Source organism: Mesorhizobium sp. WSM4829 (assembly GCF_055811475.1).
Genome location: NZ_JBVVQJ010000003.1, coordinates 120,980 through 142,941, shown reverse-complemented (window position 1 = coordinate 142,941; position 21,962 = coordinate 120,980). Strand labels below are relative to the sequence as shown.

Annotated in this window: 19 protein-coding genes; 7 read left to right on the top strand and 12 right to left on the bottom strand. The window is 64.0% G+C overall.

Annotated features, from left to right (window positions below):
* Positions 1-15: 15 nt before the first annotated feature.
* From fdhF to AC0L17_RS04490, 4 genes are all read right to left on the bottom strand, one after another.
* Positions 16-2,805 (bottom strand): formate dehydrogenase subunit alpha, encoded by a 2,790-nt coding sequence (gene fdhF, locus AC0L17_RS04505; RefSeq protein WP_473514922.1) that lies wholly within the window; start codon positions 2,803-2,805, stop codon positions 16-18.
* A gap of 1 nt (position 2,806) precedes the next feature.
* Positions 2,807-4,480 carry an NADH-ubiquinone oxidoreductase-F iron-sulfur binding region domain-containing protein gene (locus AC0L17_RS04500; protein ID WP_473514921.1) on the bottom strand — a complete coding sequence of 558 codons (1,674 nt, stop codon included), beginning with the start codon at positions 4,478-4,480 and terminating at the stop codon, positions 2,807-2,809.
* 207 nt (positions 4,481-4,687) lie between these two features.
* Complete coding sequence (locus tag AC0L17_RS04495) at positions 4,688-4,927, bottom strand: sulfurtransferase TusA family protein (RefSeq protein ID WP_031254334.1); 240 nt, start codon at positions 4,925-4,927, stop codon at positions 4,688-4,690.
* Between the two features lie 130 nt (positions 4,928-5,057).
* Positions 5,058-6,314, bottom strand: a complete 1,257-nt coding sequence (locus AC0L17_RS04490; protein WP_473514920.1) for a molybdopterin molybdotransferase MoeA — start codon at positions 6,312-6,314, stop codon at positions 5,058-5,060.
* A 181-nt stretch (positions 6,315-6,495) separates the two neighbouring features.
* Here AC0L17_RS04490 and AC0L17_RS04485 point away from each other — a divergent pair, with 181 nt between their 5' ends.
* Complete coding sequence (locus AC0L17_RS04485; protein ID WP_473514919.1) at positions 6,496-7,386, top strand: formate dehydrogenase accessory sulfurtransferase FdhD; 891 nt, start codon at positions 6,496-6,498, stop codon at positions 7,384-7,386.
* The gene (gene mobA, locus AC0L17_RS04480; RefSeq protein ID WP_473514918.1) at positions 7,376-8,008 is read left to right on the top strand and encodes a molybdenum cofactor guanylyltransferase MobA; all 633 of its coding nucleotides are present in this window, start codon (positions 7,376-7,378) and stop codon (positions 8,006-8,008) included. The genes AC0L17_RS04485 and mobA overlap by 11 nt, the downstream gene beginning before the upstream one ends.
* A 10-nt stretch (positions 8,009-8,018) precedes the next feature.
* On the opposite strand, the gene AC0L17_RS04475 is transcribed toward mobA, so the two are convergent.
* From AC0L17_RS04475 to AC0L17_RS04455, 5 genes are read right to left on the bottom strand one after another with little or no spacing between them, the layout of a single operon-like run.
* The gene (locus AC0L17_RS04475) at positions 8,019-9,980 is read right to left on the bottom strand and encodes a molybdopterin biosynthesis protein (protein ID WP_473514917.1); all 1,962 of its coding nucleotides are present in this window, start codon (positions 9,978-9,980) and stop codon (positions 8,019-8,021) included.
* 7 nt (positions 9,981-9,987) lie between these two features.
* Entirely contained in the window at positions 9,988-11,109 is a 1,122-nt protein-coding gene (locus tag AC0L17_RS04470) for a molybdopterin-binding protein (protein ID WP_473514916.1), read from the bottom strand.
* Between the two features lie 50 nt (positions 11,110-11,159).
* On the bottom strand, positions 11,160-12,011 hold the full coding sequence (locus tag AC0L17_RS04465; RefSeq protein WP_473515027.1) for an ABC transporter substrate-binding protein: 852 nt from the start codon (positions 12,009-12,011) through the stop codon (positions 11,160-11,162).
* Between the two features lie 8 nt (positions 12,012-12,019).
* Entirely contained in the window at positions 12,020-12,742 is a 723-nt protein-coding gene (locus AC0L17_RS04460) for an ATP-binding cassette domain-containing protein (protein ID WP_473515026.1), read from the bottom strand.
* 2 nt (positions 12,743-12,744) lie between these two features.
* A complete protein-coding gene (locus AC0L17_RS04455) occupies positions 12,745-13,437 on the bottom strand; it encodes an ABC transporter permease (protein WP_473514915.1) in 693 nt (230 codons plus the stop codon).
* A 100-nt stretch (positions 13,438-13,537) separates the two neighbouring features.
* On the opposite strand from AC0L17_RS04455, the gene AC0L17_RS04450 reads away from it, so the two are divergent.
* Entirely contained in the window at positions 13,538-14,413 is an 876-nt protein-coding gene (locus AC0L17_RS04450) for a substrate-binding domain-containing protein (protein ID WP_473514914.1), read from the top strand.
* Positions 14,414-14,454: 41 nt separating this feature from the next.
* Here the strand turns inward: AC0L17_RS04450 and AC0L17_RS04445 are convergent, their stop codons facing one another.
* Positions 14,455-14,661 carry a DUF6494 family protein gene (locus AC0L17_RS04445; RefSeq protein WP_128180972.1) on the bottom strand — a complete coding sequence of 69 codons (207 nt, stop codon included), beginning with the start codon at positions 14,659-14,661 and terminating at the stop codon, positions 14,455-14,457.
* A 109-nt stretch (positions 14,662-14,770) separates the two neighbouring features.
* Between AC0L17_RS04445 and AC0L17_RS04440 the strand changes: the two genes are divergently transcribed.
* On the top strand, positions 14,771-16,057 hold the full coding sequence (locus AC0L17_RS04440) for a hypothetical protein (protein WP_473514913.1): 1,287 nt from the start codon (positions 14,771-14,773) through the stop codon (positions 16,055-16,057).
* Positions 16,058-16,066: 9 nt separating this feature from the next.
* Here the strand turns inward: AC0L17_RS04440 and AC0L17_RS04435 are convergent, their stop codons facing one another.
* Positions 16,067-17,302 carry a GGDEF domain-containing protein gene (locus AC0L17_RS04435; protein WP_473515025.1) on the bottom strand — a complete coding sequence of 412 codons (1,236 nt, stop codon included), beginning with the start codon at positions 17,300-17,302 and terminating at the stop codon, positions 16,067-16,069.
* Between the two features lie 234 nt (positions 17,303-17,536).
* Positions 17,537-19,576 (bottom strand): 4Fe-4S binding protein, encoded by a 2,040-nt coding sequence (locus AC0L17_RS04430; RefSeq protein ID WP_473514912.1) that lies wholly within the window; start codon positions 19,574-19,576, stop codon positions 17,537-17,539.
* A 101-nt stretch (positions 19,577-19,677) separates the two neighbouring features.
* Between AC0L17_RS04430 and AC0L17_RS04425 the strand changes: the two genes are divergently transcribed.
* Genes AC0L17_RS04425 through AC0L17_RS04415 form a run of 3 tightly spaced genes read left to right on the top strand, consistent with a single transcriptional unit; the run spans position 19,678 to position 21,961 of the window.
* Positions 19,678-20,415, top strand: a complete 738-nt coding sequence (locus AC0L17_RS04425; RefSeq protein ID WP_473514911.1) for a biotin/lipoate--protein ligase family protein — start codon at positions 19,678-19,680, stop codon at positions 20,413-20,415.
* Positions 20,406-20,948 (top strand): DUF6505 family protein, encoded by a 543-nt coding sequence (locus AC0L17_RS04420; protein ID WP_473490875.1) that lies wholly within the window; start codon positions 20,406-20,408, stop codon positions 20,946-20,948. Before AC0L17_RS04425 ends, AC0L17_RS04420 begins: the two co-directional genes overlap by 10 nt.
* Positions 20,945-21,961 (top strand): DUF6352 family protein, encoded by a 1,017-nt coding sequence (locus tag AC0L17_RS04415; RefSeq protein ID WP_091597660.1) that lies wholly within the window; start codon positions 20,945-20,947, stop codon positions 21,959-21,961. Before AC0L17_RS04420 ends, AC0L17_RS04415 begins: the two co-directional genes overlap by 4 nt.
* Position 21,962: the final 1 nt, after the last annotated feature.

The following is a 21,962-nucleotide window of genomic DNA, read 5'->3' as shown; positions in this document are numbered from 1 at the left end:
TGGCGCGGTACTGGTTTATTCGGCAGCTTCGGCCCTCGCCGCCGGCGCAATTCGCGCGGCGCAGTATTTGAACTCCGGGATCTTGCCGTAGGGGTCCAGCATCGGGTTGGTGAGCGCGTTGGCCGGACTTTCGTTGAAGCAGAACGGCATGAACACCATGCCGTCGGCGACCTCCCGGTCGGCGCGGAGGATGGCGTCTACCGTCCCGCGCCGGGTCTCGACCGCAATCATCTCCCCTTGGCGCAGGCCGTGCCGCTTGATCTCGTAAGGGTTCATCGCAGCGATGCCCTGTGGCTCGATCGCGTCCAGCACGCCCGCCCGGCGGGTCATCGAGCCGGTGTGCCAATGCTCGAGCAGGCGGCCGGTGGTGAGCACCAGTGGAAACTCTTCATCGGGCACTTCGTCAGGCGGCAGCAAATCGGCCGGCACGATGCGGCCGCGTCCGTCCGCGGTCGGGAATCCGGACGAGAAGATGATCTCATTGCCGGGCTTGTCGGGGCCGTCGGCCGGATAGATCACCGAACCTTCGCGCTCGATGCGGTCCCAGGAGATATGTTTCAAGGACGGCATCACATCAGCCATTTCCGCATAGACCTCGGAGACATGGTTATAGTTCCAGTCCAGACCGATGCGCCTCGCCAGTTCGACAATCAGTTCCCAATCCTGGCGCGCTTCGCCCGGGATGTCGAGCGCCGGCCGGCCGATCTGCACCTGCCGGTTGGTGTTGGTGTATGTGCCGAGCTTTTCGGCATGCGCCGAGGCCGGCAGCACCACATCTGCGTGCCAGGCGGTCTCGGTCAGGAAGATGTCCTGCACTACGAGATGGTCGAGCATGGCCAGTGCTTGCCGGGCATGGGTCTGGTCCGGATCGGACATGGCCGGGTTCTCGCCCAGTATGTACATGCCCTTGATTTCGCCGTCATGGATGGCGTCGATGATTTCGACGACCGTCAGGCCCCGTTTCGGGTCCAGCGTCTGACCCCAAAAGTTCTCGTATGAGCCGCGGATGTCGATGTTCTCGACCGATTTATAGTCGGGGAAATACATCGGGATGAGCCCGGCATCGGATGCGCCCTGCACGTTGTTCTGGCCGCGCAGTGGGTGCAGGCCTGTTCCCGGCCGGCCGACATGTCCGGTGATCAGCGCCAGGGCGATAAGGCAGCGCGCATTATCGGTTCCGTGTGTGTGCTGGGAAATGCCCATGCCCCAAAAGATGATCGACCGCTCGGCGGTCGCGTAGGTGCGGGCGACGTCGCGCAGCACGCTCGCCTCGACGCCGCAGACCTCGGCCATCGCCTCGGGCGAAAAATCCTTCACCTTGGCCGTCAGGGCCTCGAATCCGGAAGCGTTGGCCTGGATATACTGCTCGTCGTAGAGCTTTTCCTCGACGATGACGTGGATCAGCGCGTTCAGCATGGCCACGTCGCTGCCAGCCTTGAATCGCAGCGAATGCGACGCATGGCGCATCAGATCCTGGCCGCGCGGGTCCATGACGATCAGCTTGGCGCCGCGCTTGGCCGCCTGCTTGAAATAGGTCGCGGCGACCGGATGGTTGGTGGTCGGCCGTGCGCCGATGACGATGATGCATTCGGCCTTCAGCGCGTCGTTGAAGGGCGCCGAAACCGCACCCGAACCGACGCCTTCCATCAGCGCCGCCACCGAAGATGCGTGGCAAAGCCGCGTGCAATGGTCGACATTGTTGGTGCCAAAACCCTGGCGCACCAGTTTTTGGAACAGATAGGCCTCTTCGTTCGAGCCTTTCGCCGAGCCGAAACCGGCCAGCGCCTGCCCGCCATAATCCCTGAGGATCGTCTTCAGCCCGCCGGCGGCGCGCGCGAGCGCCTCTTCCCAGCTAGCCTCGCGAAACACGGTCAGCGGATCGACGCCGCGCATATCGGCATCGCCCGACTTCGGCGCACCGTCGCGGCGGATCAGCGGCTTGGTCAGCCGTTCAGGCGACATCGCATAATCGAAGCCGAAACGACCCTTGACGCAGAGCCGGTTCTCGTTGGCATAGCCATTGCGGCCATCGACCTGAACTATTCTGTTGTCCTTGACCGCAACGCTGGTCTGGCAACCGACGCCGCAGAACGGGCACAGCGTGTCGACGACCTTGTCGAATTCCTGGATAACCCGGGTCTTGCCTGCATCATCCATCAGCGACTTTTCGTAGAGCGCGCCGGTCGGGCAGGCCTGCACGCATTCACCGCAGGTGACACAGGTCGACAGGCCCATCGGATCGTGCATGTCGAAGACGGGAAGCGAGTGATTGCCGCGCTCGGCCATGCCGAGCACATCGTTGACCTGGACCTCGCGGCAGGCCCGGACACAGGCGCCGCAAGTGATGCAGGCGTCGAGATTGACGGCAATGGCGGGATTGGTGATGTCGAATTCTGGCCGGACATCATCGGTGGCGAATTTCGAGCTGTAGCGAGCGCCGGAAATGCCCATCGAACCAGCCCACTGCCAGAACATCGACTGCTGATCCGGACCGTCGGCCGCCGGCCGCATGTTGCTGGCGAGAAGCTCGAACACCATCTGGCGCGATTTCTCAGCCCGTTCGGTATCCGTCTTCACCACCATTCCGGCAGAAGGCTTGCGGATGCAGGAGGCGGCAAGCACCCGTTCGCCCTCGACATCGACCATGCAGGCGCGGCAATTGCCGTCTGGCCGATAGCCGGGCATGTCGACATGGCACAGATGCGGTATCCTGGTGCCTTGGCGCTTTGCAACGTCCCAGATCGTCTCGTTGTCAGCGGCTGTGACCGTCTTGCCGTCGAGGGTGAATATGACGCCATCTGCCATTTCAAAGATCATCCCTAAAATGCGTCAAAAGGTGATTGACCGGATTGGGCGCCGCCTGGCCGAGACCGCAAATGGAGGAATCGCGCATCACTGTTTCAAGGTCGCGCATCGCCGTCTCATCCGGCACGCCCTTCTCTTTCAAGAGCGTTACCAGCTTTTCGGTTCCCTCCCGGCACGGCGTGCATTTCCCGCAACTCTCGTGTTTGAAGAAATTCATGAGATTGAGGGTCACATCCTTGATGTTGTCGGCTTGCGAAAGCACGACCACAGCATGTGAGCCGACAAAGGCGCCCTGTTTGGCGAGTTCGCCGCCGAAATCGAGTTCAATGTCGCCCATCGACGCCGGAAGGATGCCGCCCGAGGCTCCACCTGGCAGATAGGCCTTGAATTCATGCCCGTCTGCCATGCCGCCGCAATAATCCTCGATCAGTTCGCGCACGGTGACGCCAGCCGGGGCCAGCTTGACACCCGGCTCCTTCACATGCCCGGAAACCGACCAGGAGCGAATTCCCTGATGGCCGGGCTTGCCCTGCGCGGCGAACCATTCGGGTCCCTTCTCGACGATGTCGCGAATCCACCACAGCGTCTCGACATTGTGGTTGAGTGTCGGGCGTCCGAAAAGTCCGACTTCGGCAATATAGGGAGGCCGGTGGCGCGGCATGCCGCGCTTGCCCTCGATGCTTTCGAGCATCGCGCTTTCCTCGCCGCAAATATAGGCGCCGGCGCCGCGCCGAAGGTCGATGAAACCGGGCTTGACGATGCCGGCTGCCTCGAGCGCCGCGATCTCGGCGCGCAAAATGGCGAGCACGGCAGGGTATTCGTCGCGCATGTAGAAATAGATGCGCTCGGCCTCGACCGCGTGGGCGGCGATAATCGCGCCTTCGAAGGTGCGGTGCGGATCCTTTTCAAGATAGATGCGGTCCTTGAAAGTGCCAGGTTCGCCTTCGTCGCCATTGATCGACATCAGCCGCGGCCCTGGATAGCCGCGCACGAAGTTCCATTTCTTGCCGGCCGGAAAGCCGGCGCCGCCGAGACCGCGCAGACCGGCGTGCTCCATGATCTCGATGATGGCGTCAATGCCGGTCTCGCCCGCCTTCACCTTCCGGAGAAGCTGATAGCCGCCAGCGGCCCGATAGGCATCGAGGCCAACATAATCGGGCACGACAACTTTCGTATCGCCCGAGCGAGCCAGATCGATGAGGATATGGCTGCTGGCTTGGTCGACCTCACGGTCGCCAATGCGCGCCGCGGGCGCTGCGGCGCAGCGGCCCATGCAGGGCGCACGCATGACGCGAACTGTGTTTGGGTCGGCCTTGGCGGCCAGTTCGCCAATCAGGTGTTCGGCGCCCGCCAGCATGCAGCTTATCGATTCGCACACCCGGATTGTCAGCGGCGCGGGTCTCGCCTCGCCTTCCCTGACGATATCGAAATGGTCGTAGAAGGTCGCGACCTCGTAAACCTCCACCTGGGACAGGCGCATGTCTTCGGCAAGCGCTCGCAGATGCGCGGCCGACAGACAACCGTAGCGGTCCTGGATCAGATGCAGGAATTCGATCAACAGATCCCGGCGCCGTTCGCGCTGGCCAAGAAGTTCCCGGACCTCGGCCAGGGCAACATCATCCAGCGCCCGCCCTTTGGGTCCGCGATCGGGGCCTCGCCGTTGCTGCTTTGTCATTCTCTCTCCACCCGGACCCTTCGTCTGAGGAAGGCGGCTCCCGCCACCAATGTGGTTGTGAGCTCCCTCAGCCCGGCGCACCTTGGATCAAGGACTTGGCACACAAATCGACTTGGCAGACAAGTTGAACCAAATGCCGGTTTGACAATTTTAGCATGGCCGGGGCGCCGCGACAGAACTGATCTGCGCCCTGATTTGTCGCACGGCCTATACCGGGGCAGCTTGCGCCTTCTCGATCAAGAAAACGATGTGGTCTCCCTGCCGTTGCATCGCCTCCAGGCGGTCGCCCATTTCGTTGATCAGATTGGGAATGTCTATGGCTGCCAGCGGATCGGTGCAACGGACCTCAAGGCGCTCGCCTGGGCTTATGCCGCTGAGCGCCTTGCGGGTTTTCAGCGCCGGCAAGGGACATTTCAATCCCGTCAGATCGAGCTGTCTCGTCGTCATGGTGGCGCACCATGGCGGACCGATTACCGGTCGTCAACGGTCGCCGACCCAGGGTATACTGCAGTTGAGAGCGGCCAGGCGTCGCACCGCATTTTGGCATACTGCATGCCCACCGGCTCGACGGCGTTCGTCAATACAGGTCCGAATAGGCAAGGAACTGAACGGCCTGGCCCGGCTCGACCTCGGCTATTTCCTCGCCGAGTTCGACAAGGCCGTGCGTTTGAACCAAAGAAGACAGCATGCCAGCGCCCTCGCGCGGGAATTTGACGGCTTCATATGTGCCATCCTGCGTCCCACGCAGGCTTACCCGCACATATTCGCGTCGCCCCGGCTTTTTGCGGTAGGAGAAGGCGGCCCGCACCGGCCGCGAAATTGGTGGCTGCTGCCGTGCGCCGGCCAGTGCAAAGATCGCGGCGCGCGCAATATGGGCGAATGTGACGAAGCTCGCCACCGGATTGCCGGGCAGCCCAATGAAGGCTGTTCCCCGGATCACCCCCATGGCGACTGGGCGGCCGGGTTTTATGGCCACCCGCCAGAAGACCAGGGTGCCCACACTCTCGACGGCGGCCTTGACGCAGTCGGCCTCCCCGGTCGAGACCCCGCCGGACGCCAGGATCAGGTCCTGTCCTGGCGCAGCCTTGCTCAGCACATCCGCGATCAGCCTGCTGTCGTCGATCAGAATGCCCAAATCGGTGGTCTCGCAGCCCAATCTTGCCAGCATGGCCATCAGCATGAAGCGGTTCGAATCGAAAAGCTGGGCCGGTCCCCGGACCTTTCCCGGCGCGACGATCTCGTTGCCGGTCGAGAAGATCGCGACGCGAACTTTGCGCCGCACATCGATCTGCGTCATGCCGAGCGCCGCGGCGAGCGCAACATCCTGCGGGCGCATGCGCTGGCCGGCCTGCAGGACCACCTTGCCTGCTGCGACGTCCTCGCCCGCCGGCCGCACGTTGGCTCCTCTTTTCAGGCCGGGCGGAAGAATGACCCTGCCGGTATCGTCGACACGGACATCTTCCTGCATGTAGACCGTGTCTGCCCCCTCCGGCAGCGGAGCGCCGGTGAAGATGCGTATGGCTTGTCCGGGCGCGGCGTGCCGATCCGGCGCCATCCCAGCCTGGATCCTGCCGCTCACCGGCAAGGCTTTTTCAACGGTTCCCGGCAGGTCGTCGCCGCGCAGAGCATAGCCGTCGACGGCTGAGTTGGTGAAAGGCGGCAGGGGCAGCGGCGCCACCAGATCACTCGCCAGGACGCGCCCATCGGCAATCGCCAGCTGGACGGTTTCGGTCTCGTCGACAACGGTCAGCCGTGAAGCAATCAGTGCGGCTGTATCATCGAGCGATCGCATCGGGCCGCCGAAAGCGAAGCAGTCATCTGAAAGTTGCGCCATCGAGCCTTCAGCCTCTATGGATCTGGCCGAGCCGGCAGCTCGGCGCCATCCGGCAAACCCAGTCTGCGCCTGTGCGCGCTTTTGTGGACCGGCATCGGTTTGAACAGGCTATATAGTGCAGGTCAAGCCGGAGGTAACGCGTCCACTCCGGCAAGCGGGATTGCAATTTCAAGAGAGCGCCATGCAACAGATGAAAACCCGACCAGACCCCGCCATCATCATGCCGAGCCCGGATGACATCCGATTGACCGAACAGGTCAGCGGCATCGATCATACGGGCGCCGCTATTCAAATCCGCGTCCCCGTTGAACGCCCGCTGACGCTCTATCTGAATGCCCAGGAGATCGTCACGATGATGACGATCGGCGACTATCCCGAATATCTGGCGCTGGGCTACCTGCTCAATCAGAACATGCTCAAATCTGACGACGTCGTAACCGAGGTCGAATATGACGACGACGTGCAGGTCGTGGTTGTCCGTACCGAGCGCAACACAAATTACGAGCAGAAGCTTAGAAAACGGACGCAGACTTCAGGCTGCGCGCAGGGGACCGCTTTCGGCGATCTTCTCGAGGCGCTCGATATCACTCTGCCGCCAGCCGCGCTGCACACCTCCTGGCTTTACCAAATGACCCGCACGATCAACACGACGCCGTCGCTCTATCTCCAGGCGGGCGCGATTCATGGCTGCGTGCTTTGCAAGGAAGGCACGCCGATCTGCTACATGGAGGACGTCGGGCGCCACAACGCCGTCGACAAGATCGCCGGCTGGATGTATCGCCACGGCATCGATGCCGCTGACAAGATCCTTTACACGACGGGCTGGCGGCGGTCTCAAATGACGATCACGACGGTTCGACGGGCCCTTCCCACCCGCGCCTCGCGCGCGGGTGCCCCCGGGGGGGGGGGGGCTCTGGCGCGCCCGCCCGCCCCCCCGCTGGTCGGTCGGGCGCGCGGCAAGCGGTTCGCCGTGCTATCGGGCGCGGACCGCATCGTCTTCGACCAGGACCTCGCTTCCGTCGACGAGGAAGCACCGCGTCACAGACGCAAGGGAGCCGACGATGGCGAATGAGAAGGTGCCGACCCTGGGCGTCGTTCTCGCCGGCGGGCTCGCCCGGCGCATGGGCGGTGGCGACAAATCGATGCGTCGGATCGACGGACTCACCATCCTCGAGCGTGTCCTCGAGCGCCTCGGCCCGCAATGCGACGGGCTGTTGCTGAACGCCAATGGCGACCCTGCCCGCTTCGACCGCTTTCGCCTACCAGTCGTCGCCGACCCGGTCGAGAATTATTCGGGCCCGCTTGCCGGCGTGCTTGCGGGCCTCGACTGGACCGCGGCGAACAGGCCCGATGTCGAATGGATCGTCAGCGTCGCAGCGGACTGTCCTTTCTTGCCGCGCGACCTCGTCGAACGGCTGCATCGAGCGCGCATGGCGAAAGCTGCGGATCTGGCGGTGGCGATGTCAGCGGGTCGGACGCATCCTGTCATCGGGCTGTGGCAAGTGGCGATGCGAGATGCGCTACGCCATGCACTGGTCGAAGAGGGCGTTCGCAAGATCGACCTGTGGACAGCTCGCTACAAGGTTGCAACCCAGTCCTGGCCGGACAAGCCGGTGGATCCCTTCTTCAATGTCAACACGGTCGAAGATTTTGCCGAGGCCGAACGGCTGGTTGGGCACCTTGCCGACCCTTAACCCGGATATCTCACACTTGGCCAGGTCGGGTAAAACCCATGCGCTCGACCGCCTCGTTGAATTCAGGCGAAGCGACCGCGGTTAGGAAGGCCTGCACCGCGGGTCGCTGTTTGCGGGCAGAGACCAGCGCGAAATCATAATGCTCTTCCTTCAGCGCAATGAAGCCGAGCCCGGCTGAGCGCGCCACCGGCGCAATGGTGACGCCCCAGTCGGCTCGGTTCTGCGCCACGGCCGCCGCGACGGCATTGTGCGAGCGGGGCTGGTTCCAATATCCGTCGGGGCGCGCGGCACCAAGCAGTTGGTCGATCAGGATGCGCGTGCCCGAGCCCTGGTTGCGGTTGACCATCATGCAATTGGGATCGGCGAGTGCGGCTCGCACCGCCTCCTCTGGGTCGGTCCCCTGGAAGCGCAGGTCGCCCGGGCGGTAGACGATGCCCTGCATGCGTCGCCATCCCTGCACGAGTTCGAGGCCTTCGCTCAGGAACGGCGCATTGTAGCTTTGCGTCTTGGCATCGAAGAGGTGGATGGGCGCGATATCGCACTCGCCTCGCCTGGCCGCGGCCAGGCCGCCGAGGCTGCCGACCGCGATGGACCGCACCGTCAGGCCGGCGCGAAACAGAATGCCCACGACAAGGTCGAGGCCGGTGCAGTTGCTGCCGATCACCACGAGATCGGGAACACGGACGTGCGGGGTGAACAGCGTCACCGACGCCTCGCTTCCGGCAGGCATATTGTCGGCCAAAGCTTCGATGCTGATGAAGCCGTCCGCCTGGGCAAAGGACGTTATCGCCCCCGAGCCCTTGCCGGTGGGATAGGCGACCAGCCCCTGCTCACCCTCGACCAGCGACACCATCACGAACTCCGTGCGGCCGAGTTCGGACTGAATGCGCAGTGGAACCTTTGCCGCGACCTTCGCTTCGGTCCGAGGCGGCAGGCCCGCCATGCGGCGCAGCACGGGAACGATCATGTCGTGGAAAGTGAACATGGCCGAAGTCGGAAATCCCGGCAGCACGACGACCGGCTTGCCGTCGCAGACGGCGAGGCAAAGTGGTTTTCCCGGCTTCAGCGCCACGCCATGGGCAACGATGCCGGGCGCGCCGAGACGGTTCACGATGCGGTGGCTGACATCACCCGCGCCCTTGGACGTCCCGCCCGACACTATCAGCACGTCATGCGCCGCCAGCGCCTCGCGCATGGCGGCTTCCAGCGTGGCTTCGTCATCCGGATAGGCGCCGAGAAAGCTCGCCTGGCCGCCATTTTCAGTTATCGCGGCGCTGACGATTGCGCCATTGGCGTCGTAAATGCCGGCGGGCCGCAGGGTGTCGCCCGGTTGGACAAGTTCGTCGCCGGTCGACAAAACCGCCACGCGCAGCTTGCGCGCCACCGTCACCAGCGCAATTCCGCAGGCGGCAAGCATGCCGATTTCACGCGAGCCGATCACCGTTCCGGCGCGCAGCAGAACCTCACCGCGGGCAATATCGGATCCGGCATGCGAGATGAACTGGCCGGGCGAGGCTCCGCGCCTGACCTCGATGGCATCGCCGTCGGCTGGGTGTGTGTGCTCCACCATGACGATGGCATCGGCGCCGCGCGGCACCGGCCCGCCCGTCGCGATCGAGGTGGCGGTGCCTGCGAGCACAGGGATTTGCGGGGCGACACCGCAGGCGATGGTTTCGCGGTTGAGCAGGAGCCTGGCAGGAAGCGCCTCCGACCCGGTGGCGATGTCGGCGGCACGCACGGCAAAACCATCGACGTTCGAACGGTCGAAGGGCGGCACGTCGATCGGAGCCGTGACATCATCGGCAAGCGGCAGCCCAAGCGCATCCGCCAGCATCAGTTCTTCGGTCGGGGTCGTCCTGGGAAATAGCACCGCCTCGAAACGGGCGAGCGCCTCGTCGCGCGACAGGACCGTCAGGAACTGCTCCTGGCCGGTATGCTCCTGGCCGGTATCTGGGCGGGTGGATCTGGTCATCACCGACTCATCTTGGATCGTCGAACACAAAGGCGCCGACAGGTGTTCCCGCGGCCCAACCCTCACTGCCCCCTGGAATGGCAAGCCATGCATCCGCCAGGCGGATCGCCTCCAGCGAAAAATCTCCTATCGCAAGCGGCCGCCATCTGTCTTGTTGCTGGTTCAGCAGGACGATCTCGGCCAGTCCGACCGTGGACGAGATTTTCCGCTCCAGCGCCAGGACCGTCTGTCGCCGGGCGCTCCTGTCCGTCAGGCGATCGATAGCCGGCTGAACCAGCGCCAGAAAGGCGGCAAGAGCCTGATCGGGCGCGCCGGGCAGAGCAATGATCGGGACCGCATCGAGCCGTCCGATCGCCGCGGTTCGGCCGGGCTGTAGCGCTATGTTGTGGGCGATGAGCGCCCCACGCGCGGCAAGCGCGTCGGCTGTAGCGTCGGCGCGCCCCGCACCAGTGCCTCCAATCAGGATAATCAAATCGCCGGCTGCATTGCCAAGCGCCTGGGCGACGGATCTGGCGTCGCGCGCAACCGTTTCGATATCGAATACCGTCGCGCCAGAGGCTCTTGCAAGGTCGGCGATAAAATGCGCCGTGAAAGTATCGCTCGTCGGGGCGGCGACATCGATCAGGCGCACCTGCGGCATCCGCACCGCAATTTCACCAATCCCTGCGCTTCGCACTGTCAGGAGGTCAGCGGCCGACAGCCTGTTCCCTGCAATGATGAGCGGTCGGCCCGCCGCCATGTCCTCGCCGGCGCGTCGCACGCCCTGGCCCGGTGCCGCTTCATCGAGCGCCTGGGGCATCGGGCCGCTGCAATCGATGAGATCGGCATCGAGAACGCAATCGCATCCCTCCGGCATGGCGCCGCCTGCCTCTATCCAGACCGGCATTGCCGTCAGCGGCAGCGGCGAATAGGCCGACGCACCGGCAAGATCGAGCGCGCGGCACGCCCAGCCGTCTGTCCTTGCGGTGTCGCGGATGGGCTGCGCGCGTGCCCGGGGCGGCATGGCGGCGCCTATCTTCCCAAGCGTCTGGTCAAGCGGCAAAAGAGTGGGCGCAACCGGCTCCACTCCGTCGAGGAGTGCGGCGAGAGCCGCTTCGAGACCGGTCAGCGCGCCGACGGAAGGCTGCATTCTCATCATGTCCGATGATGGGGCAGATGCAACCCGCTTTGCAACCGACTTCAGGAGCGCTTCTGCTCAGCGTTCGGGAAGAACAGTTGCTGGCCGTCAATATTGTATTCGCCGATCGCCTGCTGTCCTTCAGGCGAGATCAGCCAATCTATGAAGCGTTGGCCGGGTTCAGCCTTGACGCTCGGGTGCCTCGCGGGATTCACCAGCATGACACCGTACTGGTTGAACAGCCTTTTATCGCCTTCGACCACGATCTCCAGTTCGCCGCGGTTCTTGAACGCCAACCATGTGGCGCGATCGGAAAGCACATAGGCATCCATGGCGCAGGCTGTGTTGAGCGCAGCGCCCATGCCCTGCCCTATCTCCTTGTACCAGTGGTCCCCCACCGCCGCGATATCGACACCTGCCGCCTTCCAGAGTCCGAGTTCAGCAAAGTGGGTTCCGGATTTGTCGCCGCGGGAAACAAAAACAGCTTTTTTGCTCTGGATCGATGTCAAGGCGACTGCGATATCCGGCGAACCCTTGATGCCGGCCGGGTCGCCTCTGGGCCCGATCAGGACGAAATCATTGTACATCACATCGAAGCGTTTCACGCCAAAACCTTGCTCGACGAATTTCTCCTCCTGCTCCCTGGCATGGACGAAGACCACGTCTGCGTCTCCCCGGCGGCCGGCGTCGAGGGCCTGGCCGGTTCCCTGCGCGACCACCTTCACCTCGATTCCGGTCCTTGTGGTGAACAAAGGCAGTATGTGGTCGAAAAGGCCGGAATCCCGTGTCGACGTCGTCGAGGCCACCACGATCGACTGTTCCTGTGCGCTGGCCGATGCGCCGCTGGAAGCGAGGAAAGTCAAAATGATCGCAATTGCGGTAAACAGTCGACGGTTCAGCACTGGAAGCTCCATTTCCGCGGTCAAAGCACGAGTTCCCCATGGATAAAGGCGGCAGCTTCTGCGGATGCGGGGCGATCGAAAAAATCACCGGCGCTGGCGTGCTCGCACAGTCGGCCGCGAACGAGGAAGACGACATCTCCCGCGAGCCGTCGCACCTGACCGAGATCGTGCGAAGCCATGACGATCTTGGTGCCCGATTGGGAGGCCATGAGGATGATCTCCTCGACATGGCGGGTTGCAGCGGGATCAAGGCTGGCGGTGGGCTCATCGAGCAGCAGGACCTCGGGTTTGCGCGCCAGTGCGCGGGCAAGCGCCACGCGCTGTTGCTCGCCGCCGGACAAGCGCCGCGCAGGTCGCGCCGCCAGGCCCAGAAGGCCCACACGATCGAGAAGTTCCTCGGTGCGTGTCGCGCGACGATGGCGCGGACAGCCAGCTTGCGCCAGTGCGTAAGCCACGTTGGCGGCGACAGAGCGGCGCAGCATCACCGGTTTCTGGAGCAGCATTGCCCTGCGGCCAAGGCCGCGATCGGTGCGCCCACCCCAGCTCACAGTTCCTGCGGAAGGCGCGGCAAGTCCCATGCAAACCCGAAGCAGTGACGTCTTGCCCGCGCCATTGGGACCGAGCACCAGTGTCGGCGCACCGGGAGCAATCGCCAGGTTCAGGCGGTCGAGCATGGTCGTGGCGCCGGCGCTGAGCGAGACCCGGTCCAGAACGAGAGGAAGGTCGGTCAGCGCGGCCCGCATCATCAAGCCACCCGTTGCTCCGACCACAATCGCAGGCCCCAGGCAGCGGCATTGATGGCAAGAATGAGGCCGATCAGGATGACGCCGAGCCCGATCGCGAGCGGCAGGTCTCCCTTTGATGTTTCGAGCGCGATCGTGGTGGTCATGGTTCGGGTAAAGCCCTCGATATTGCCGCCGACGATCATCACCGTGCCGACTTCGGCGGCCGCCCGGCCGAAGCCGGCGAGCATTGCGGTGATCAGGCTGAAACGGCTGTCCCACAAGAGCGTCGCCACCCGGCCTGTCGGGCCGACGCCCATCGCCGTCAGTTCGTCGCGATATTCGCGCCACAAATCCTCGATGGTCTGGCGCGTCAGAGCCGCGATAATTGGCAGGACGAGAAGCGCCTGCGCGATGACCATGGCGGCCGGTGTGAACAGCAGGCCGAACGTGCCGAGCGGCCCTGATCGCGACAACAGCAGGTAAACGGTCAGGCCGACGACTACGGGCGGCAGGCCCATGAAGCCGTTGACAAGCACGACGAGCGCGCAACGTCCCGGAAAACGGGTCAGTGCCAGCAACGCCCCGAGCGGCAGTCCCACGACGGCCGCAACTGCAACGGCGGCCAGGGTAATGGTCAGCGAAAGCCGCACTATCGAGATCAGCGTCGCGTCGCCACTCGCGATAAGCTGCCATGCATTTAGGCCTTCTGACATACCCTTTCACCTGCGCTGCGTCGTCCTGCTATTTCTGCTGCATTTACTCCGCATTCGTCAAACAATTGAACCTGCGCAGGAATATGCATAAGATTGCAGGATGGATTTGCTGACGACTGCAGAAGCCGCAGACTATTTGCGCCTTGGCGAACGCAAGCTTTACGAGCTGGTCGCCAAAAACAGCATCCCGTGCAGCAAAGTGACGGGCAAATGGCTGTTTCCGCGCAACGAACTCGACCGGTGGGTTCTGTCGGGATTGGCGCGTCCCGACGGAATGATTGCGCCCGAGCCGCCGCCCATAGTCGGCGGCAGCCAGGACGACCTGCTTGAATGGAGCCTTCGTCAGGCGGGCTCTGGCCTCGCCTCGCTGACCGAGGGGACGGCAGGCGGCGTTGCGCGTCTTTTGCGTGGCGAGATTGCCGCTGCGGCGATCCATTTCCACGGTGATGCCGCCGACCTCAATGTGGAGGCCGCGCGCGCCATGCCGCGGCTGCACGATGCGGTGCTGATCGGTTTCACGCGGCGCGAACAAGGGCTGCTGCTGCCGCCGGGCAACCCCCGATCGCTCAACAGCCTGGCCGATGTCCTAGAAAGCGGCGCCAAGATCGCGATGCGCCAGGTCGGGGCCGGAGCCCAAATGCTGCTGGATGTCCTGGTCGCCCGCGCCGGCGCCAGCCAGAGGCGGTTGAACCGGCTCGAGCCGCCATGCCTGACAGGGCCGGAACTCGCTGCCGCGATCCGGACCGGCAGGGCCGATTGCGGCATCGCCACACGCGCCGCCGCGCGCGCCGCCGGCCTCGAATTCGTGTCATTGGCGTGGGAGAATTTCGATCTGCTGATGCGGCAGCGAACCTATTTCCAGCCTTCGATCCAGGCGCTGATCCGCCTCATGGCCCAGGACAGCTTCGCTCAGCGCGCCGCAGAACTCACCGGCTATGACACCGGCCCGGCCGGGCAGGTCCGGTTCTTCCATTGATGTGGGCGTCGACGGGGCGCCGGGCGCACCGTCGCAGCTATTCAGCCAAGGTCGATGTCGCCTTCGACGACGTGGTGCAGACCGGCGCGTTCGGCCGTAATCACGGCCCTCACGGTCAGGCGCCCCTGCCCTTTCAGTCCAGCATCGGCCACCGCCTTTTCGATCGCCTGCTGCGAGGTTACGCCGACCTGCTTCAGGAACTTGCGCATCGACACGTTGAAGGGATCGGTTTCCATGTTTTGAGTCATAGGATTGCCTCCAATAGCTGGGAGTGTGCGGCTGGTCAGGTCGCGATCGCATGCTGCTGTCCGGCCACGGCGCTGCCCGCCAGCGGAACACGGAAACGTATGATGCGCAATGCGTAAGACGCTCGCAATAGCCTTGCTCGCTGCTGTTTTCCTCGCTGGCGCGACGGCACATGGTGCGGAACTGCGCGGGCATGGCGGTCCCGTGCGAGCGATTTCCGTGGCGCCGGACGGAAAGACGGCGGCAACCGGCAGTTTTGACACCAGGACGATCATCTGGTCGCTTGAGACCGGCGAAGCGCGCGACGTGCTGCTCTTTCATGAAGGTGAGGTAACGGCCGTCGCCGCACTACCGAACGGGCGATTTGCCAGCGCCGGTGCGGATGGTCGCATCGCGATCTGGCAAACCGGTCGAGGCGAACCGGCCCGCATCCTGGAGGGTCACACCGGACCCGTCGCCGACCTCGAACTGTCGCCCGACGGATCGATGCTGGCTTCGGCATCCTGGGACACCACCGTACGGCTCTGGCCGCTTGCCGGCGGTGAAGCGCGCGTCCTGGAAGGCCATCGTGCAAACGTCAATGCGCTCGCCTTCCTGGCCGACGCAACCCTCGTCAGCGCCGGCTATGACGCGACAGTCATCTTTTGGCCGAGCCAGGCTGGGGCGCCGCCGCTTCGGGCCATCATGCCGACGCCGCTCAACGCGCTTGCAAGAGCGTCCGGCGACCGCCTGTTCGTCGCAGGTGCGGACGGATGGGTACGGCTGCTCGACCGACTCGGCAAAGTGCAGTTGGAAGTTCCGGTCTTGCGCAAACCGGTGATTGCTCTCGCCGCTGCGCCAGACGCGAACTATCTCGCCGTCGCCGGCATCGGTGATGGAATCCTGTTGCTGGACGCTGTCAGCCTTTCCACCATCCGCACTCTCGACACGTCCGGCGTGGCGGTATGGTCGCTTGCGTTCGCGGCTGGCGGCAAGACGCTTCTGGCTGGCGGCGCCGACCATCTGGTGCGGGAATGGAACGTCGAGACGGGCGAGCGCCTTGGAGCCGCTACAGCAGGCAGGACCGATCCGATGGCCAGATACGCAGGCAATCCGGACGCAGAAGTATTTCGCGCCTGCGTTGCCTGCCATACGCTCGACCCGAACGATGGCCATCGAGCCGGGCCGACGCTGCATGGCATTTTCGGGCGCAAGATAGCGTCCGTGCCGGGTTACCACTATTCGCCCGCTTTCCGGAAAATGGACATCGTCTGGACACCGGAAACCGTGTCGGAGCTGTTCGAGTTGGGTCCGAACGCCTACACCCCCGGCACCAAGATGCCTGAACAGACGATCAGCAATGCCGAGGATCGGGCAGCCCTGATCCGCTTTCTTCAGGCCGAGACACGCACCGACTGAACTTCGACATCACCGCATCGACCGAGCGCCCAAAAGGCGCGATGACTCCAGCCTGTGGAACACCGCCCGATTGCGGCCAGTCTGCTTGGCAACATAGAGTGCTTCATCGGCCTGGCGCTGGAGCTGCTCCGGCGAAATGGCGTGGTCCGGCGCCTGGACCGCCACGCCGATGCTGAGGGTGATATAGCGGGACACGCGCGATCCTGGATTAGGAAGACGAGCAGCTTCCACACACTCGCGAATTCGCTCGGCTACAATGGCGGCCTCCTGCTCGTTCACACTTGGAAGCAGCACGAGAAATTCCTCACCGCCGTAGCGCGCAACATGATCGCGATCGCGCCTCACGTTCTCCCGGATCAAGCGGGCGACCTCGATGAGGCAACGATCGCCCTCGGCATGACCGAGACGATCGTTGAGCTTCTTGAACTCGTCGATGTCGCACATCAGCATGGCGGCGCCGCCGGGGCATTTGCCGCCACCGCCCCAGGCGTGGTCGAGCGTTTCCGTCATCCGGCGCCGATTGTCGACGCCGGTCAGCGGATCGGTTCTCGCCAGAAGCTCCAGCCGATCGTTCGCTTCTGCCAGTTCGGCAACCCTGTGTCGGTCTCGAAGCTCGAACAGAAAAGTCTTCTGAGCCAGAATTGTCATCGTACGCCGCGCGGCGACCGTAGCGAGAATGCCGCTGGCAAAAAACAACGTGGCAGCCACCGCATTGCCAATCTCAAGGCCCGGGTTCTGCACCTGGAAGACGAGATAGAGACCGAGAGCCAAAGCCGCGACCGTCACGGTCCATGCCTGAGGGACGCCGAAGATGATGATGGCGGTAATCGCTACGAACAGCATGATGTTCAAGTGCCGTTCGTAGAACTCGCCGCCGGCGCTTGCGCCGACCAATACGATCGACAACAGGATGAGGAACATGCCTGTGATCAGGGAAACCCCCTGGACCCAGGACGGGCGCCGTTTTCGCCAGACAAGGACCACGGCTACAGCGACGGGAGGGATGATGGCGCCAGGCAAGAGCATGGATAGCGCGATCGACCTTGGAAGCATCACCAGGTTGAGCGCCAGCGTCAGGACATCCAGGAACGCCACCCATGTCATCCAGGCGCGGATGATCTTGGCCGTTTGCGACCAGACACGTGCCTGAAACAGGCGCTTGATCTCGCCTTTGAGCCGGATGTCGCGCGTGCGCTGCGCCAGAAGTCGCTCAACTTCCGCCGTGACGGCAGGATCGTCCTGCATGTCGAGGTGCGTTCGATCTACCAATCGACGGGCCCTGAGGCCCCCCTTTCCCATACATCCATTCGAGCCACCCGGTGGTCAGCCGAGCGGCAAGCATGTCACGCTATGCCTAAGATTTGATTGCTGAAACCGTTTATTTGCGTGTTGATCGTGTAACCCTTTTGGTCACCGTCGTAGCCGGCTCACCGCCCCGATCGCCGGGAAACGCATTTTTGAGGGCGATCAGCCCAAGGCTCAGACCGCCTTGTCGCTCGAGGCCTTGCGCTCCCGCAGATAGTCTTCAGTGGTTCGCGGCGGCGAGCGACCAGGGCCTGCATAAGGATCGAAGCCCTCATTCATCGCCGCATCGACGCGGCAATTGTCGCACATCCGTACAAGGTCGAGCCGCCGTGCGTTCTCGCCTGCAAACATCCAGTGTTTGCCTTCGAGCTTGGCGACGATCCGCTCGACGGTGCTCCTTGTGCCGAACGGCTTTGCGCAGCGGATGCAGTTGTACGGCTCCTCTTGCTTCACGACCCGGCTGCGAGCACCCCATGCCTGGAAATCCACCTGCGGCGTCAAGGTGATGACCTTCTCCGGGCAGGTCGCGGCGCAAAGGCCGCACTGCACGCAGGCGCTCTCGGAAAAATACAGGGCCGGCTGCTGTTCGCTGTCGGAAAGCGCCCCGGTTGGACAGGCCGAGACACAAGAGAGGCAGAGCGTGCAGCCGTCGACATTGACGTCCAGGCCGCCGAACGGAGCACCACCCGGCAACGCCACGCGGTCGACCGGCGTTGGCGCAGCTCGATGGAGCTCGAGCATGGTGCTCGTCAGCAGGCTGCGCTTCTTGCCGAGCGGCAGGAATGCCGCCGGGCGCCGCGACGCAACATCTGGAGTAATCAGGTCGAGCGCCGAGGCGAGTATGTCGGGATCGTCCACTTCGATCAGTCCGCAGACCTCCGCGCCATAACCGAGAGACCGGCTCAAAAGATTGGCGATTGCGATGTTTGCGGCAATTCCGGTAAGCTCATGCCTTGGCTTGGCCGACGACAGCGCCCTTACGGCGCAAGCGCCCCAGGCGACCGGCGCGGTCCACGCCTCGATCCCTAACTGGGTTATCTCATTCACCGCGACCGGCAGGACATTTGCGGGCAGACCCGCGCCGAAGCGGGCAAGTGCGTCGATCAGCGGCTCGCCATGGCCGAGATCATGGAAAAGCACAATCGCATCCAGGCCGCCCGCCTCACGATAGGTGACAAGAAGCGTCCGCAGCCGCCGAAGCAGCGTTGCGGCATCTGGCACGGCGTAGGCGGCAGCGCCCGTGGGACATGCCGCCGCGCAGCTGCCGCAGCCGGCGCATACTTCCGCATCGATCGCGACGTGGTTCCCGGCGGGCGTTATCGCTCCAGTCGGGCACAGGTCGAGGCACCGTGTGCAGCCGGTGATGCGCGATCTCGAATGGGCGCACAGATCGGAGGAGAAATCGATGAAGCGCGGCTTGTCGAACTCGCCAACCAAATCGGCTGCCGTTGCGATCGCAACGGCGACGGAGGCGCGATCGCCGGGATCGGCCTTCACGTAGCCGTCGCGCAATTCATGAGCAGGGAAAAGCGGAGCCCCGCCGGAGAGATCAAGGATGATGTCGGCGTTCGAGACCGCTCCATCCCGCGATATTCCAAAGCCAAGCCGATCGCGCGAAGATGGATTGGGCGCCGCGAAATCGTCGACCGTCAGCTCGAAGGCGCCAAGATGGCCGCGCGCTTGCCGGATCGTGCCCTGCAAGACGGGAAAATCCCAGACCCGGTGCGGCGCGATTTCGCGCGGACGGCTAAGCAACACAGTGACGTCCAGCTTTTCGGCGAGTTGCCGGCCCGCGTCGATCGCCGTCGCGTCGCAGCCATAGACCAGGACGACACCATTGCTCGAAAGCGTAACCAGCGCGGGTGGCGAAGCGGATTCGGCCGCCATGGCGAGCAGAGCCGCCGCTTTCGGGCCGGCAGCAGCAGCATCCTGCGACCAGCCGCCCGTCTCGCGAATGTTTGCGAAAACCAGATCGCCTGCGAAACCGAGTTCCTCGGCGAGGTCGCCGAAAAGCGGCGCCTGTTGCGTGCAACTGATGGTGACTGCTTCGCCGCCGCTCAGGGCGCTGCGCACCCGGTCGAGTTCCGCGCCGCAGAACTGGTCCCCCGCCTCGACCCGTGCGCCCTTGCATCCGCGGGCGACGCTGGCGCCGAAGCGTGGCATGCTCCGCTCGCACGAGCAGACCAGGACCGTGCGTGGTTTGTCCAGGCTCATTCCGACTCCCGTGGCATCGTCCTTGTCCACGCGGTAGCGCCTCTTGCCTGGAAGTATTATAAAGACATTACAGTCGCCGTCATCAAAATATGGATCGGGCTATGCGGCCCTCTGTCAGCGACCTCCAACTGCCACCGCCTTACAGCCTCGTGCCGCTGAGAGAGGCCGGTGACGCCTTTGCGCACGCCTGCGCGATCGCGGCAGACGAAGGCGCAGGCACGCTTGCCTGGGTGCGCCGCTACGATCTGGCCGAATTCGCAGTGGTGCTTGAGCCTGAAGAGCCGCTAGAGGATGCGCGTCGCGCGATTTATGCCGGCATGAACGCACTTGCCGATGCACTTGCGGTCCATGCTCCGCCGTCGCGGCCCATCACCTTCGACTGGCCCGACACTGTTCGCGTCGACGGGGTTCTCGTCGGCGGCGCCCGCCTGGGCTGGCCGGAAGGGGCCCGGGAGAACGAAATCCCCGACTGGATCGTCTTCTCCGGCATGATCCGCACCGCCGTCATCCGCGCCGACGAGCCCGGCCTGCGTCCGCTGCTTGGCGCGCTTGACGAACTCGGCTTCGTTGCGCTCGATGCCGGTGAGATCGTTGCGAGCTTCTCCCGCCATCTGATGGCCGCATTCCACGAATGGAGCGACACCGGCTTCGGTTCGATCGCCAGCCGCTGGCTCGACCGGCTGCCCCGAAAGGGCGACGAGCATGCAGAGATTGCCGGCAACGGCGATCTGGTGATTTCCCACACGGCCTCTCACGGGCCTGGCGAGCGAAAAAGCCTGCCCGAGGCGCTTGCCAGGCCCTCCTGGCTCGATCCGATGACGGGCACGCCATGGCTTTGAAGCTGCCGCGAACGATCCGCCTCGATCCATCGGACACGTTTGTCTATTCGCGCGCTGCAGAACCAGGCGAATGGGCGGTGACCGGCACCTTCCTGTTCTTCGGCGCCGATGTGGCCAGGCTTACCGGCAAGGAACGGCAGGCGTTCCGCGCCGGGTTCCTCGGCATTGATAGCTTCGGCTGGTCCACCCTCGTCGTGGTCACGGACGCGACCGTGCATGATCGCGCGGCGGCCGTCGATCGGCTGGCCGAGCAGCTTGTGGTGCGATGCGGTGCGCCGGACACCGAAACGGCGCGCGCCGCCGCCGAAGAGGAGATAGAATTCGCGCAATCGCTGTGCGACCACCCGCCAAACACGCTGATTGCGGTCAACCGCACCAGCGAACAGGCCGGCACCCGCGAGTGTTTCCGAACCCTGCATCGCAAGGCGAGCCGGCTGGAGCCGGCAACGGCATTCCGCTTTGTCGAAATCGACGGCGAGGAGGAGTCGACGGAAAAGTTCGATCTCCTAGCATTGGCCGGGAGGCAGAAGTGAAGGATTTCTGGGTTTCCTCAGGTCATCACCTTCTCGACAGGGATGAGGCCGGGCGCCTGCTGGTGACCGACTCCTTTCTGAAGGCATATTTTGCGCGGCCAGAGCTTCTCCCTCCCGAAACGGCCTGCCCGGCGGAGCTGCGCCTGCATCACGAGCTTTTGATGCATCATCCGCGCCGGCCGGTCGCGAAGCAGGAGATCGCCGCCCTGGAGGACCCGGATGCGCGCGAGAACTGGGAGTTCATGATCGCCTTTCGCGACCATGTGTTGGCCGCTCCCTCACTCGAGGCCGCATATCTCGCGCTGGCGCGCGGCTCGGCCGAAACTATCCCGCCGCTGTTCATGAACCAGCTTGCGCAGGTCGTCCTGCGCAATGCGCTGGATGGTCAGCACGACGCCTGCGTCGTGCGAGCCGCGGAGCTGTTTTATCGGCCGCAACGGGTGACGTCTAACGAGGGCGCCGTGCTTCTCGCCGATGCCGAAACCATAGAGCTGCATGAACAGAACCGCCATGCCTCGCCACTCCTGAACATGCTTGGTGGCCCAGCCGTCACCGAACTGGAGATACTCGACGAGAACAATGCCGAGCGTTACTTCGCCAGGAGCGACGCTTTCGATATGGTGCTCAAGCTGGGCAGCGCGCGCAGTCCGACCCGGCGCGGCCTTGCCACAGCAATGGAGATCTGGGTTCGCCATCTACTTGCGGTGGACGTGGAGATCGAGCCGGTGGAGCGGATCGAGGACGAGGACTGGGCCTGGTTCGTCGGCCTCGACGCCGAAGCGACCCGCATCGGCAACACGCTCTGGGCCGGCGATGAACTTGACCCGGAGGCTGCACAGCGCGTGATTGCACTGTTCCGGCTCACCTTTTCCGACACCGGCGAAGTACTGCCGCAGGTGGGCGCCAGGCCCGTCTGGCTCATAATGGCCATGACCCCTGACCGAACGATCCGCATGAAGCCGCAGAACCTTGTCGCAGGCCTGCCGTTTCGCGCCCCAGGGACAGTGAACTAGG